Raw genomic sequence first — 14,333 nt, forward strand, 5'->3', positions numbered from 1 at the left:
CGCTCTGTGAACCATTCACGCCGCGCGGACCCCGCCGGCGTCGTGTAGGGAGACCCGACAGCCGTGGCACAACCTCAGGCACCGATGCGCCCGAGCCGCCAGCTCGCAGTGCTTGCCGCCATCTTCATCGTGCTTGCCGCCATCGTGTGGTTCGGCGGCACGGGTGGATGGCGTGACCGGCTCGAGCCGAAGCTCGGCCTTGATCTGATCGGCGGGACCACGGTCACGCTGCAGGCCCAGAACCTGGAGGGGAACCAGCCCCCCACCAAGGCTCAGATGGAGACCGCCCGCCGCATCATCGACCAGCGTGTCAACGGCCTGGGCGTCGCCGAGGCCGAGGTCGTGGTCGAGGGCAACAGCAACATCGTCGTCTCCCTGCCGGGCAAGAGCGACGACCGGCTCAAGCAGATCGGGCAGACCGCGGAGCTGCGCTTCCGCAAGGTCCTGGACCAGACGCAGGACATCGGCGCGGTCGACCCGTCGGCGCCGGCCTCGCCGTCGGGCTCCGCCTCGCCGGCGGCGTCGGCCTCGCCCTCCGGCTCGGCCGAGCCGTCGGCGGCCCCGTCGGGCTCCAGCGCCCCTGCCGCCGCCTCCGCCGCGCCGTCGGAGAGCGTGGCGCCCGACATCGCCACGCAGCGCGCGGCGGTGCAGAAGAAGCTGGGCAACGACGTGTGGGCCGCCGCGCTGGCCGAGCAGTCCCCGGTGAACACCAACCAGGACGCGAGCAAGGCCGCGCTGTACAAGGGCTTCAAGGACCTGACGCCGGAAGAGGTCGCGGTGCTGCCGGCCTCGATGCAGTACAACATCCCGTTCGTCACCTGCGACAAGCTCAACCATCGGCCGGTCGGCTCGATCCGCGACGAGAACCATGAGGTCGTCGCCTGCGGCGAGGGCGCGAAGTGGCGGCTCGACGTCGCCAAGGTGCTCGGCACCCACGTGTCGAAGGCCAGCTCCGGCATCAACTCGCAGAACGGTCAGTGGACGGTCAACCTGTCCTTCAGCGGCGCCGGGCAGAACCGCTGGACCGACCTGACCCGCGAGGCGTACAACGGCGGCACCGACAACAAGAAGGTCGCAGTGGTGCTCGACAACGAGGTCGTGTCGGCCCCGGTGATCCAGAACGTCATCCCCGGTGACGCGGAGATCAGCGGTACCTTCACCAAGACCGAGGCCCAGCTGCTGGCCAGCCAGCTGCAGTACGGCGCCCTGCCGCTGTCGTTCAAGTCGCAGGACGCGCAGAGCATCTCGGCGACCCTGGGCAGCTCGCACCTGGAGGCGGGCCTGCTCGCCGCCGGCATCGGCATGCTGCTCGTCGTGCTCTACTCGTTCTTCTACTACCGGCTGCTCGGCGCCGTCATCATGCTCAGCCTGGTGCTCTCCGGCGTGCTGGTGTTCATGTCGCTGATCGTCCTGGGCCGCTGGATCGGCTTCACGCTGAGCCTCGCCGGCTTCGCCGGGTTCATCGTCTCGCTCGGTGTCGCCGCGGACTCGTTCGTCATCTACTTCGAGCGGCTCAAGGACGAGATCCGCGAGGGCCGCAGCCCGCGCAGCGCGGTGCCGCGCGCCTGGGTCCGGGCCCGCCGCACGATCATCTCGGCGAACACGATCACGCTGCTGGCGGCGGCGATCCTGTACTTCGTCTCGATCGGCTCGGTGAAGGGCTTCGCCTTCGCCCTGGGCGTGGCCACGATCCTCGACCTGGTGGTCGTGTTCCTCTTCCGCCATCCGATCATGACGCTCTTCGCTCGAAGCAAGGCGTTCTTGTCGCCGAGGGTCAGCGGCCTCGGCCGCGTGCTTGAGCAGCGACCCACGACCGACGCGGGCCCCGCCACCCGTCGCAACCGTCCGAAGGAGGCCTGACGATGAGCGCCAGTGGCATCGCAGCCCGGCTCTACCGCGGTGAGGCCGGCGTCAACATCGTCGGCCGCCGCAAGCTGTGGTTCACCGTCGCCGGCATCGCGGTCGTGATCGCGATCGCGAGCATGTTCCTGCGCGGCTTCACGCTCGGCATCGAGTTCGAGGGCGGCAACCAGTACAACGTGCCGGTCAAGGTCGGCACGCTGGACGAGGTCGAGAAGGCGTTCGGCGACGCGGGCGTCTCGGTCAAGACCGGGCAGACGATCGGCGACAGCCAGTACATCATCAAGACCGAGCTGATCAACGACGCCGCCCGGCAGTCCGAGATCAAGGAGTCGGTCGCCAAGCACTTCGGCATCGAGGCCTCGCAGATCAGCGACAGCGCGGTGAGCACGTCCTGGGGTGGCCAGGTCACCAACAAGGCGGCGCTGAGCCTCGTGATCTTCCTCGCCGCGGTGCTGGTGTACCTGATCATGCGGTTCGAGTGGCGGATGGCCGCGGCCGCGATCGCCTCGCTGCTGCTCGACCTGGTGCTCACCGGCGGCGTGTATTCGCTCGTCGGCTTCGAGGTCACCCCGTCGACCGTCATCGGCTTCCTGACCATTCTCGGTTTCGCGCTCTACGACGTCGTCGTGGTGTTCGACAAGGTGCAGGAGAACACCCGGGGCATCACCGGCTCCAGCACGTCGACGTATGCCGAGGCGGCCAACCTGGCGGTCAACCAGACCCTGATGCGCTCGATCAACACCGGTCTGGTCGCGCTGCTGCCCGTCGGCGGCCTGCTCTTCATCGGCGCCGGCCTGCTGGGCGCCGGCACGCTGAAGGACCTCGGCCTGGTGCTGTTCATCGGCATGGGCCTCGCGGTGTACTCGTCGATCTTCTTCGCCACCCCGGTGCTGGCCGAGTTCAAGAACCGCGATCCACGACTGCAGGCGCACGCCAGCCGGATCCAGGCCAAGCGCGCGGCGCAGGCCAAGGAGCAGGCGGCCAAGGCGTCGACGGTGGCCCGCGACAGCGACGGCGTGCCGATCGGCGACTCGGCCAAGGCGGTCGAGCGCTCCGAGCTCGCCGGCGCGGCGCCCCGTCCGGGCGCCCGCCCGTCGGCGCGGCCCGGCCAGGGCAAGCGCCCGCGCGCCGGTGGCCGCCCCGGTGGGGCCGGCGGCCGCAGGTAGCGGTCTTTCACAGATAGTGGATTCGTCGTACTGATGCACGGGCGTCGCGGTCGCGGCGCCCGTGCGCTTGTCCGAGCCGACTTCGGAAGGGACCCGGGTGGAGATCTCTGAGCTGGTCGCGAGCAAGGTGCTGGACGTGCCGGACTTCCCGAAGCCGGGCATCGTGTTCAAGGACCTCATGCCGCTGTTCGCCGACGGGCCGGCCTTCGCCGCCACGATCGACGCGATCGTCGCCGAGCACGGCGTGGACAGCTTCGACGTGGTGGCCGGGATCGAGGCGCGCGGGTTCGTGGTCGCCGCCGCGGTCGCCTACGCCACGGGCAAGGGCCTGGTACCGGTGCGCAAGGCCGGCAAGCTGCCCCGGGCCACCGTGGCGGCGAGCTACACGCTGGAGTACGGCGAGGCGATCCTGGAGGTCCACGCCGACGCGTTCCTGGCGGGGGAGCGGGTCCTGGTCGTCGACGACGTGCTCGCCACCGGCGGCACGGCCGCGGCCACCATGGAGCTCGTCGAGCGGGCCGGCGGCCAGGTCAGCGGCTTCAGCGTCCTGCTGGAGCTCGGATTTCTCGAGGGGCGCTCGCGCATCGCACCCCGCCCGGTTCATGCCCTGTTGACCGTCTGAATGGCGTTCGCGGCCGTTTCCGGACCTTTTCGCTGAAGGGAAATGCCGGTGGGGCCGGGTAAGCTTGCGGTTCAGAACGTTGTCGGCGATGAGGAGCGGCCGGTGACCGGCGACATCGCACCCCCCATTGAGGGTACGGTCGACCACGTGCAGGATGAACCGCAGGACGCCCGCGAGTCGGCACCGCCGGAGACGGCGGAGGCGGGCGGCGTGGTGCTGCAGTTCCCCGTCGCTCCCTCCGGCACACCCCAGCGCCGGGCCGCCGATCGGCCGGGCGAGCAGCCCCCGCGCCGCACGGCCGAGGAGATCCTGGGCGAGGACACCGAGGACCTCACCGACGCCGCGAGCGGCGTGACGGGGGCCGTCGCCGGCTTCGTTGGCGCCGCGCCGACCGGCCGTCGGGTGCGCGCCCGGCTGGCCCGCTTCAACGCGCCCTGGCAGAGTCCGTCGGTCAGCGAGGTGCTCGAGCCGCTGATCGCCCAGCACAAGGCGAGCCACCCCAAGGCTGACGTGCGGCTGCTGCAGCGGGCGTATGACATGGCCGAGCACTTCCACAAGGGGCAGTACCGCAAGTCCGGCGACCCCTACATCACGCACCCGCTCGCCGTGGCCACGATCCTCGCCGACCTGGGCATGGACACCACGACCCTGGTCGCGGCGCTGCTGCACGACACGATCGAGGACACCGAATACACGATCGAGCGCATGCAGGTCGACTTCGGCGGCGAGGTCACGCTGCTCGTCGACGGCGTCACGAAGCTGGACAAGGTCAAGCTCGGCGACGCGGCGAAGGCCGAGACGATCCGCAAGATGGTCGTGGCCATGGCCAAGGACCCGCGGGTGCTGGTGATCAAGCTCGCCGACCGGCTGCACAACATGCGCACGCTGACCTTCCTGCCCCGCCCGAAGCAGGAGCAGAAGGCCAAGGAGACGCTGGAGATCCTGGCGCCGCTGGCGCACCGGCTGGGCATGAACACGATCAAGTGGGAGCTGGAGGACCTGGCGTTCCGCACGCTGTTCCCCAAGCGCTTCGACGAGATCAGCCGGCTCATCGCCGAGCACACGCCCCAGCGCGACTCGCTGCTGCGCACCGTGACCCAGAAGGTCGCCAACGACCTCAAGGCCGCCAAGATCAAGTCGGAGGTCACCGGGCGGCCGAAGCACCTCTACTCCGTGTACCAGAAGATGATCGTCCGGGGCCGCGACTTCGGCGACATCTACGACCTCGTCGGCGTGCGCATCCTGGTCGACACGGTGCGCGACTGCTACGCGGCACTCGGCGTGATCCACGCGAACTGGCAACCCGTCCCGGGTCGGTTCAAGGACTACATCGCCATGCCGAAGTTCAACATGTACCAGTCGCTGCACACGACGGTCATCGGACCCACCGGCAAGCCCGTCGAGCTGCAGATCCGCACTTACGCGATGCACCGCACCGCGGAGTACGGCATCGCCGCGCACTGGCGGTACAAGGAGACCAAGAACGCCACGATCGCCGGGCCGCCGGCGCACATCGACGAGATGACGTGGCTGCGCCAGCTGCTGGACTGGCAGCGGGAGGCGAGCGACCCGAGCGAGTTCCTCGACGCGCTGCGCTTCGACCTGTCCAGCCAGGAGGTGTATGTCTTCACGCCCAAGGGCGACGTGATCGCGCTGCCCACCGGCTCGACCCCGGTCGACTTCGCCTACGCGGTGCACACCGAGGTCGGGCACAAGTGCATCGGCGCGCGGGTCAACGGCAAGCTCGTGCCGCTGGAGAGCACGCTGTCCAACGGCGACGTCATCGAGATCTTCACGTCGAAGTCCGAGACGGCCGGCCCCACCCAGGACTGGCTGGGCTTCGTCAAGAGCCCTCGGGCGCGCACCAAGATCCGGCAGTACTTCAACAAGGAGCGCCGCGAGGAGGCGATCGAGGCCGGCAAGGAGGCGATCGTCAAGGCGATGCGCAAGCAGGGGCTGCCGCTGCAGCGCCTGCTCACGTCCGAGTCGCTGATGACCATCGCCCGCGAGCTGCACCTGATCGACGTGGCGGCCCTCTACGCCGCCGTCGGCGACGGGCAGGCCTCGGCCCAGTCGATCGTCCAGCGCCTGGTCGCCGGCTACGGCGGCGAGGAGGGCGCGGTCGAGGACATCGCCGAGACCGCGATACCGACCCGGCCGGCCCGCACCCGCACCGCCGCCTCCGACCCCGGCGTCGAGGTGCTCGGCGTCGACGATGTCTGGATCAAGCTGGCCCGCTGCTGCACCCCAGTCCCCGGCGACGCGGTCTTCGGCTTCGTGACCCGTTCCGGCGGCGTGAGCGTGCACCGCGACGACTGCGCCAACGCGGGGGACCTCAAGGAGCAGCCCGAGCGGGTGCTCGAGGTCAGCTGGAAGCCGACGAGCGCCTCGACGTTCCTGGTCGCGATCCAGGTGGAGGCCCTCGACCGGCACAAGCTGCTCGCCGATGTCACGCGCGTGCTGTCCGACGAGAAGGTCAACATCCTCTCGGCGACGGTGACGACCACGCGCGACCGGGTCGCGATCAGCCGGTTCAGCTTCGAGATGGCCGACCCGAAGCACCTCAACCACCTGCTGGCGGCGGTCCGGCGCATCGACGGCGTCTACGACGCCTACCGGGTCACATCCGGCGCCTGAAGCCCCCCTCTCCGGTAAACAGCAGGGCCGCCACGGCAGTTGCCGCGGCGGCCCCTCAGTGACCGTTCGTTACGGAGTCGGGGCGCTCATCGTCAGGCTCTTGATGCGCACCTCGGTCTTCGGCTTGCCCTCGCTCTGGGCGGCCGACGGCTCGGCGGACGGATCGGCCACGACCCCGGCCTCGGCGACCTTCTTGATCAGGTCGAGGCCCTCGGTGACCCGGCCGACGACCGTGTAGTTGGCGGGCAGATCCGCGATGTCCTTGTAGACGATGAAGAACTGGCTGCCGGTCGACGCGGGCTGGCCGTTGTTGGCCATCGCGACCACGCCCTCGGCGTAGGCCGGGCGCTTGCCGGTCGGCAGGTTCTCCTCGGCGTAGCGGTAGGACGGGCCACCGTAGCCGCTGCCGAACGGGTCGCCGCACTGCAGCACGTAGATGTTCTGCAGGACCAGGCGGTGGCAGATCGAGTCGTCGAAGTACTTCTTGCTGGCCAGATACGTGAAGCTCTGCGCGGTGCAGGGTGCGTGCGCGGTGTCGACCTCGATCTTGACGTTGCCGACGCTCGTGTCCAGCGTCATCGTCTGGGTGCCGGTGCGCGCCTCACCGCTCGCCGGGGGCTTGCCCACGTCCTTGGTGTTCTTCGCGAGCTCCGGGTCGGCCGACGCGCTGGCGCTCGGGTCGACCATCGGCAGCCAGGAGCAGATCGTCGGCGTGGGCGAGGCCGACGGGTCGGCCGCGGCCTCGTTCTGCTTGCCGTTGTCGCTGGTCAGGGCGACCACAACCCAGGCCGCGGCGAGCAGGACGACCAGGGCGCCGGCCCCGGCGGCGATCGTCGTGTTTCGGCGCCGCCGGACCCGGGACTGCTCGGCGCGTACGGCCATCTCCCGCTCCAGCCGCACACGCGCCGCGGCGCGTTGACGGTCCCGGTTGGTGGTCACGGTTGTTACTCCTTGCTCAACAGGGGCTCAAACAGGAATCAGAGCTCAGATCGATCGTGTCGGCTTACGACTTGGTGCTGGAACCGCCGGCCGAGGGGGCGGCCGAGGCGGACGCCGACGCCGGGGCGGAGGCGTCGGCCGACGGGGCCGGCTCCGGGGCGGACTCCTCGGGCGCGATGTCGGTGACGGTCAGCGAGCTGATCTTCACCTCTTCGTTGGGCTTGCCACCGCCGGCCTGGATGGAGCCGTCGTTGCCCGCGGCGCCGATCTTCTGCAGCACGTCGAGGCCGCGCGTGATGGTACCGAAGATCGTGTAGTCGGCCGGGAGCTGCACGTCCTTGAAGACCAGGAAGAACTGACTGCTGTTGCTGTCCGGCTGGGACGAGTGTGCCATCGCGACGGTACCGGCCGGGTACAGCGCCCTGTCGCCGGCCGGATCGGCGGACGCCGGGGCGCTCGGGTCGGCCGAGGGCTCCACCGGCGACGGAACGTTCTCGTTCGGGAAGCGGTAGGCGGGACCGCCGCTGCCGGTGCCCGACGGGTCGCCGCACTGCAGGATCTCGTCGGTGACCCGATGGCAGGTGGTGTTGTCGAAGAACTTCTTGCTCGCCAGGTAGGAGATGCTGTTGACCGTGCACGACGCCCTGCTCGGGTCGAGCTTGGCGGTCACGCTGCCCTGGCCGAGGCTGATGGTCATGGTCTTGACACCGTTCTTGACCACGTCCTTCGTCGGCGGCCTGCCCACGTCGGTGATGCCGCTGCCGGGGTCCACGGGGGTATACGCGCAGTCGGCGGCCCTGGCCGGTGCCGGGGAGAAGCCGCCGGTCTTCCAGATCACGCCCACGACCAGCAAGGCGAGCACCACGGCGCTGCCGATCCCCGCCTGCCATTGGCGGCGGCGCCGCGCCACGGCCGCCCTCCGGGCGATCTGCCGCTCGGTCTTGGCCCGCGCCAGAGCGCGCTGCCGGCTCTTACTGGAAGCCACCGGTGCTCCCCTCCAGGAAAATACATTTGGGTGCCACGTCACACGCCCGCCAGAGTGTACGGGTAGAACCCGCAATGCGGGTCGCCGCCCGGTCACGGTTGGCTGTGTCTGACCTCCGGATAGGGTCTAGCTGGAGCTCAGCAGGACATCGACAGGGAGGAGCGCCGCCGTGCTGGTCGCCGGTTTCCCCGCCCAGGCGTTCGGGACCAACTGTTTCGTGGTGGCCCCTGCGCCGGGTGAGCAGTGCGTGGTCATCGACCCCGGGGTCGGGGTCGCCGACCGGCTGGACGAGGTGCTCGCCGAGCACCGGCTCCAGCCCGCCGCGGTCCTGCTCACCCACGGCCACCTCGACCATACGTTCTCCGTGACCCCGGTCTGCGGCGCCCGCGGGATCACCGCCTACATCCATCCGGACGACGCCGAGCTGCTCGCCGACCCGGCCAAGGGCCTCAGCGCCGATCTCAGCGAGCTGTTCGGCGGCCGGCTGACGTGGACCGAGCCGGAGGACGTGGCGCCGCTCGAGGACGGCCTGGTGCTCAAGATCGCCGGGCTGGAGCTGGTCGTCGACCACGCGCCCGGGCACACCCGCGGCTCGGTGATGTTCCGCAGCGAGCCCGGCGGCGAGGCGGGTGGCGAACGGCTGTGCTTCTCCGGCGACGTGCTCTTCCGCGACTCGATCGGCCGGACCGACCTGCCCGGCGGGAGCATGCCGCAGATGCTGGCGAGCCTGCGCGACAAGGTGCTCACGCTGCCCGACGACACGATCGTCCTGCCCGGCCACGGTCCCGAGACGACCATCGGGCGCGAGCGGGCCCGCAATCCGTACCTTCGTGAGGCGCTCGAGGCGCCGCGTAAAGGCTGGTAGAGATCGATGACCCGACCCACGCCGCTGTCCGGCTTCCCGGAGTGGCTCCCCGCGCAGCGCCTCGCCGAGCAGCGGGTGCTCGACCGGCTGCGCCGCACGTTCGAGCTCTACGGCTTCTCGCCGCTGGAGACCCGGGCGGTCGAGCCGCTGGACCAGCTGCTGCGCAAGGGGGAGACCTCCAAGGAGGTGTACACCCTGCGCCGGCTCCAGGCGGGGGAAGGCGACGACGAGCAGAGCCTGGGGTTGCACTTCGACCTGACCGTTCCGTTTGCCCGCTATGTGCTTGAGAATGCCGGTAAGTTGCAGTTTCCCTTCCGGCGATACCAGATCCAGAAAGTATGGCGGGGCGAGAAGCCGCAGGCCGGACGCTACCGCGAGTTTCTGCAGGCCGACATCGACATCGTCGACCGCGACACCCTTCCGCCCCACTATGAGGCCGAGATCCCGCTGGTCATCGGCGATGCGCTGCGCTCGCTGCCGATTCCGCCCGTCCGGATCATGGTCAACAACCGCAAGCTCTGCGAGGGCTTCTACCGCGGCCTGGGCCTGGAGGATCCCGAGGAGATTCTCAGGATCATCGACAAGCTGGACAAGATCGGCCCGAACGCCGTGACCCAGCTGATCCTGCGGGCCGGTGGCAGTGAGGCGCAGGCCAAGGCGTGTCTCGCGCTGGCCGAGATCCGTGCCGGGGACGCCTCGTTCGCCGACGCCGTGCGCGCGCTCGGCGTCGAGCACCCGCTGCTGGACGAGGGCGTGGCCGAGCTCGCCGCGGTGGTGGAGACCGCCCGCGAGCACTCGCCCGGCCTGGTCGAGGCGACCCTGAAGATCGCCCGTGGCCTGGACTACTACACCGGCACCGTCTACGAGACGGAGCTGGCCGGCTACGAGCAGTACGGCTCCATCTGCTCCGGCGGCCGGTACGACAACCTGGCCAGCGCCGGCAACGACGTCTTCCCCGGCGTCGGCATCTCCATCGGCGTGTCGCGCCTGCTGGGGCTGCTCTTCGACAACGACGCGCTCGCGGTGAGCCGCCCGACACCGACGGCGGTGCTCGTGGCGCTGTGGAGCGAGCAGGACCGGGCCGCCAGCAACCGCATCGCCGCCGACCTGCGCGCCCGCGGGATCGCCACCGAGGTGGCGCCCGTGCCGGCGAAGCTGGGCAAGCAGATCCGCTACGCGGAGCGGCGCGGGATCCCCTATGTCTGGTTCCCGGCCGGCGCCTCGGCCGAGGGCGGAGATCAGGTCAAGGACATCCGCTCGGGCGAGCAGGTGGCCGCGTCCAGCACCGGGTGGAACCCCCCGGCCGACGACCTGGCGCCGATCCTGCGGTGAGAGAATGGTACGTCTTGCGTAGTTCGCCGAAGGAGACCCCGTGATCCGATCCCATGAGTCCGGCACCCTGCGTGCCGCCGACGCCGGAACGACCGTGACGCTGGCCGGCTGGGTGGCCCGCCGCCGCGACCACGGCGGGGTCATCTTCGTGGATCTGCGCGATGCCTCGGGCGTGGTCCAGGTCGTCTTCCGCGAGGAGATGCAGGCCGCGCACGCGCTGCGCAACGAGTACTGCGTGCTCGTCACCGGCGAGGTGCGCGCCCGCCCGGCCGGCAACGAGAACCCGGACCTGCCCACCGGCGGGATCGAGGTCGTCGCGAGCGGCCTCGAGGTGCTCTCCGAGGCCGCGCCGCTGCCCCTGCCCGTGGACGACGGCGAGGCGGCCAGCGACGACGTGCGCTACCGCTACCGGTATCTCGACCTGCGCCGCTCGGGCCCGCACAAGGCCATGAAGCTGCGCAGCCGGGCCAACCAGCTCGCCCGCAACCTGCTCGCCGACCGCGACTTCGTCGAGGTGGAGACGCCGACGCTGACCCGCTCGACCCCGGAGGGCGCCCGCGACTTCCTGGTGCCCGTGCGGCTGCAGCCCGGCACCTGGTATGCGCTGCCCCAGTCGCCCCAGCTGTTCAAGCAGCTGCTGATGGTCGGCGGCCTGGAGCGGTATTACCAGATCGCCCGCTGCTACCGCGACGAGGGCTTCCGCGCCGACCGTCAGCCGGAGTTCACCCAGCTGGACATCGAGATGTCCTTCGTGACCCAGGACGACATCATCGAGCTGGGCGAGTCGATCGTCCGGACGCTGTGGTCGGACCTCGCCGGGCACGAGATCGCCGGCGACATCCCGCGCATCACCTGGCACGACGCCATGGCGCGCTACGGCTCCGACAAGCCCGACCTGCGGTACTCCGTGGAGCTGACCGAGCTGACCGAATACCTGCGCGGCACCGAGTTCCGCGTGTTCGGCGGCGCCATCGCCGTCGGCGGCTACGTGGGCGCGGTCGTGATGCCCGGCGGCGCGTCGCAGACCCGCAAGGAGCTCGACGGCTGGCAGGACTGGGCCAAGGCGCGCGGGGCCAAGGGCCTGGCGTACGTGGTGCTCGACGCCGACACCGGCGAGCCCCGCGGCCCGGTGGCCAAGAACCTCTCCGCCGAGCACCTGGCCGGGCTGGCCGACGCGGTCGGTGCGAAGCCGGGCGACGCGGTGTTCTTCGCCGCGTCCGCCGACCGGCGCGAGGCGCAGGAGCTGCTCGGCGCGGCCCGCGTCGAGATCGCGCGGCGAGCCGGCCTGGTGGACGAGAGCACGTGGGCGTTCTGCTGGATCGTCGACGCGCCGATGTTCGAGCCGACCGATCCCGAGGCCGGCGGCACCGGCGGCGGGGCCAAGGGCTGGACCGCGGTGCACCACCCGTTCACCTCGCCCAACACGGACTGGATCGACCGGTTCGAGGAGGCGCCGGGCGAGGCCCTCGCCTACGCGTACGACATCGTGTGCAACGGCAACGAGATCGGCGGCGGCTCGGTGCGTATCCACCGCGCCGACGTGCAGCGCCGGGTCTTCGACATCCTCGGCATCACCGCCGAGGACGCGGCCGACAAGTTCGGCTTCCTGCTCGAGGCGTTCAAGTACGGTCCGCCGCCGCACGCCGGCATCGCGTTCGGCTGGGACCGCATCTGCATGCTGCTGGCGGGCGCGGACTCGATCCGCGAGGTCATCGCGTTCCCGAAGACCGGCGGCGGCTACGACCCGCTGACCGGCGCGCCGACCCCGATCACCGCCGGGCAGCGCGCCGAGGCCGGCGTGGACGCCAAGCCGAAGGCCGCTGTGCCGGCTTCCACGACGGTCCCGGTCGAGCGCTCGAACTGAGGCCCGGACTTGTAGGGTCTGGGGCCGTGGACGGCTTGTTTGAGGTTCAACCATCCGGTGACGGCGAGGTGTCCTTCGCAGGGGGCCCAGCCGTCACCGGCGGCTTCACCGACGTGGCGGCGGACTCGCCGCTCGCGGTGCGGATGCGCCCGGCCAGCCTCGACGAGCTGGTCGGCCAGCAGCATCTGCTGGCGCCCGGCGCGCCGCTGCGCCAGCTCGTCGGCGGCGCCTCGCCGATGTCGGTGATCCTGTGGGGCCCGCCGGGCTCGGGCAAGACCACCATCGCCCACCTGGTCGCCGGCGCGACCGACCGGCGCTTCGTGGCACTGTCCGCGCTGTCGGCCGGGGTGAAGGACGTGCGCGCGGTCATCGACACCGCCCGCCGGGAGCGCCGGCGGGGCGGCCCGCCGACCGTGCTGTTCATCGACGAGGTGCACCGGTTCAGCAAGACGCAGCAGGATTCGCTGCTGGCCGCCGTCGAGGACCGGACCGTGACGCTGCTCGCGGCCACCACCGAAAACCCGTACTTCTCGGTCATCTCGCCCCTGCTGTCGCGCTGCGTGCTGCTCACGTTGCAGCCGCTCACCGACGACGACGTGCGCACGCTCCTGCGCCGCGCGGTCACGGACGCGCGCGGGCTCGACGGCGCCGTGGCGCTCGACGAGGACGCGGAGGCGCATCTGGTACGCCTCGCCCGCGGCGACGTCCGCAAGGCCCTCACGGCGCTCGAGGCGGCCGCCGGTGCCGCGCTCGCGCAGCGGATGCCCACCGTCGACCTGGCGACCGCGGAGAAGGCGGTCGACGTGGCCGCGCTGCGCTACGACCGCGACGGCGACGAGCACTACGACGTGGTCAGCGCGTTCATCAAGAGCATCCGCGGCTCGGACGCCGACGCCGCCCTGCACTACCTGGCCCGGATGATCACCGCCGGGGAGGACGCCCGGTTCATCGCCCGGCGCATGGTCATCTCCGCCAGCGAGGACATCGGCATGGCCGACCCGACCGCGCTGCCGATCGCGACCGCGGCCGCGCACGCGGTGGAGTACGTCGGCCTGCCCGAGGTGCAGATCGTGCTCGCCCAGGCCGTGATCCACCTCGCGCTCGCCCCGAAGTCCAACGCGGTGGTCGCCGCCATCGGTGCCGCGATGGACGACGTGCGCGCCGGGCGCGGTGGTGCGGTTCCCGCGCATTTACGCGATTCGCACTACAAGGGGGCGAGCCGGGTCGGGCACGGGAAGGGGTACAAATACCCGCACGACGACCCCCGGGGCGTTGTGCAGCAGCAGTACGCGCCGGAAGGGCTCGGCGACCGGGAGTACTACCGCCCGTCGGGCCATGGCGCTGAGCGCGCGGTGGCGGAACGATTGCCCAAACTACGGCGTATCGTGCGGGGGACCGCAGCGCCCGCCGGTGCGGGTGATGGTTCGGAACCAAACGGCATGGTGGAGGAGCGGCACCGGTGACATCGGGTCGGGACGAGGCCAAGAAGCGGCGCGGCCGCGGCAAGGCTGAACAGGGCCCGAGCGACGAGGACCTCGGCTGGCTGGCGGAGCTGCGCAGCGCGGGCAGCACACCCGGCGACGACGACCTCGGCACGTTCGGCGGCCCGCCCGCGCCCGGCGACGTCCCCGATCAGGTGAACCCGCGCCGGACGCCGGCACCACAGTCACGCGGCGACGTCGCCCCGCAGCGATCGTCCCCGGCCACGGCCTCGGTGCCTCCTTCGGCCTCGCGCTCGGTGCCGCCTTCGCCGCCTCTTCCGGGGTCGCCCGTGCCGCCCGCCGAGCCGACGCAGGCCTGGCGGGTGCCGCGTGGGGGTGTGCGGGAGCCGGCCTCCGGTTCGCGGCCGGCAACACCTACCAAGCCCGCCGCGCCCGCCGCCCCCGTCGCGCCGGCTGGACCTTCCGGGCCTCCCGGCCCCACCGGGCCGCCGGCGGACTGGCGGGAGCTGCGCGACGCGGTCCGCGAGTCGCCGTCGGGTTCGCGGCCGGCGACACCGGCCACGCCTGCTGTGCCGCCGGCGCCGGAGTCGGCGCAGGCGTGGCGTGTGCCGCGCGAGG

At 71.0% G+C, this 14,333-nt stretch carries 10 protein-coding genes and 1 pseudogene; 9 read left to right on the forward strand and 2 right to left on the reverse strand.

Going from position 1 to position 14,333, the window contains the following annotated elements; translation table 11 throughout:
* The first annotated feature begins 63 nt into the window (after positions 1-63).
* From secD to ABT297_RS37250, 4 genes are all read left to right on the forward strand, one after another.
* Positions 64-1,860, forward strand: coding sequence for a protein translocase subunit SecD (secD, locus tag ABT297_RS37235; RefSeq protein WP_350557281.1), 1,797 nt, complete (start codon positions 64-66; stop codon positions 1,858-1,860).
* A gap of 2 nt (positions 1,861-1,862) precedes the next feature.
* Entirely contained in the window at positions 1,863-3,029 is a 1,167-nt protein-coding gene (gene secF / locus ABT297_RS37240; RefSeq protein ID WP_350557282.1) for a protein translocase subunit SecF, read from the forward strand.
* A 67-nt stretch (positions 3,030-3,096) separates the two neighbouring features.
* Entirely contained in the window at positions 3,097-3,651 is a 555-nt protein-coding gene (locus tag ABT297_RS37245) for an adenine phosphoribosyltransferase (protein ID WP_350557283.1), read from the forward strand.
* Between the two features lie 42 nt (positions 3,652-3,693).
* Positions 3,694-6,288, forward strand: a complete 2,595-nt coding sequence (locus ABT297_RS37250) for a RelA/SpoT family protein (protein ID WP_350557284.1) — start codon at positions 3,694-3,696, stop codon at positions 6,286-6,288.
* A 69-nt stretch (positions 6,289-6,357) separates the two neighbouring features.
* Here the strand turns inward: ABT297_RS37250 and ABT297_RS37255 are convergent, their stop codons facing one another.
* Complete coding sequence (locus tag ABT297_RS37255; RefSeq protein ID WP_350557285.1) at positions 6,358-7,227, reverse strand: peptidylprolyl isomerase; 870 nt, start codon at positions 7,225-7,227, stop codon at positions 6,358-6,360.
* A gap of 64 nt (positions 7,228-7,291) precedes the next feature.
* On the reverse strand, positions 7,292-8,212 hold the full coding sequence (locus ABT297_RS37260) for a peptidylprolyl isomerase (RefSeq protein ID WP_350557286.1): 921 nt from the start codon (positions 8,210-8,212) through the stop codon (positions 7,292-7,294).
* Between the two features lie 169 nt (positions 8,213-8,381).
* On the opposite strand from ABT297_RS37260, the gene ABT297_RS37265 reads away from it, so the two are divergent.
* From ABT297_RS37265 to ABT297_RS37285, 5 genes and pseudogenes are all read left to right on the forward strand, one after another.
* Positions 8,382-9,077, forward strand: coding sequence for an MBL fold metallo-hydrolase (locus ABT297_RS37265; protein ID WP_350557287.1), 696 nt, complete (start codon positions 8,382-8,384; stop codon positions 9,075-9,077).
* Positions 9,078-9,083: 6 nt separating this feature from the next.
* Positions 9,084-10,409 (forward strand): histidine--tRNA ligase, encoded by a 1,326-nt coding sequence (gene hisS / locus ABT297_RS37270; RefSeq protein WP_350557288.1) that lies wholly within the window; start codon positions 9,084-9,086, stop codon positions 10,407-10,409.
* Between the two features lie 40 nt (positions 10,410-10,449).
* Entirely contained in the window at positions 10,450-12,273 is a 1,824-nt protein-coding gene (gene aspS / locus ABT297_RS37275; protein WP_350557289.1) for an aspartate--tRNA ligase, read from the forward strand.
* 26 nt (positions 12,274-12,299) lie between these two features.
* Positions 12,300-13,736: a replication-associated recombination protein A gene (locus ABT297_RS37280; RefSeq protein ID WP_502885707.1), complete on the forward strand. Its 1,437-nt coding sequence runs from the start codon at positions 12,300-12,302 to the stop codon at positions 13,734-13,736.
* Positions 13,733-14,333, forward strand: a pseudogene (locus ABT297_RS37285) (hypothetical protein); the annotation flags it as partial. The gene ABT297_RS37280 and the pseudogene ABT297_RS37285, both read left to right, overlap by 4 nt.

It is taken from the genome of Dactylosporangium sp. NPDC000555 (genome assembly GCF_040300025.1).
In the GTDB taxonomy this organism is placed as follows: domain Bacteria; phylum Actinomycetota; class Actinomycetes; order Mycobacteriales; family Micromonosporaceae; genus Dactylosporangium.

Excerpts from the sequence above, each read along its gene's own strand:
- secF (WP_350557282.1), top strand. The coding sequence starts at position 1,863 with ATGAGCGCCAGTGGCATCGCAGCCCGGCTCTACCGCGGTGAGGCCGGC.
- ABT297_RS37250 (WP_350557284.1), top strand. The coding sequence starts at position 3,694 with ATGCCGGTGGGGCCGGGTAAGCTTGCGGTTCAGAACGTTGTCGGCGAT.
- hisS (WP_350557288.1), top strand. The coding sequence starts at position 9,084 with ATGACCCGACCCACGCCGCTGTCCGGCTTCCCGGAGTGGCTCCCCGCG.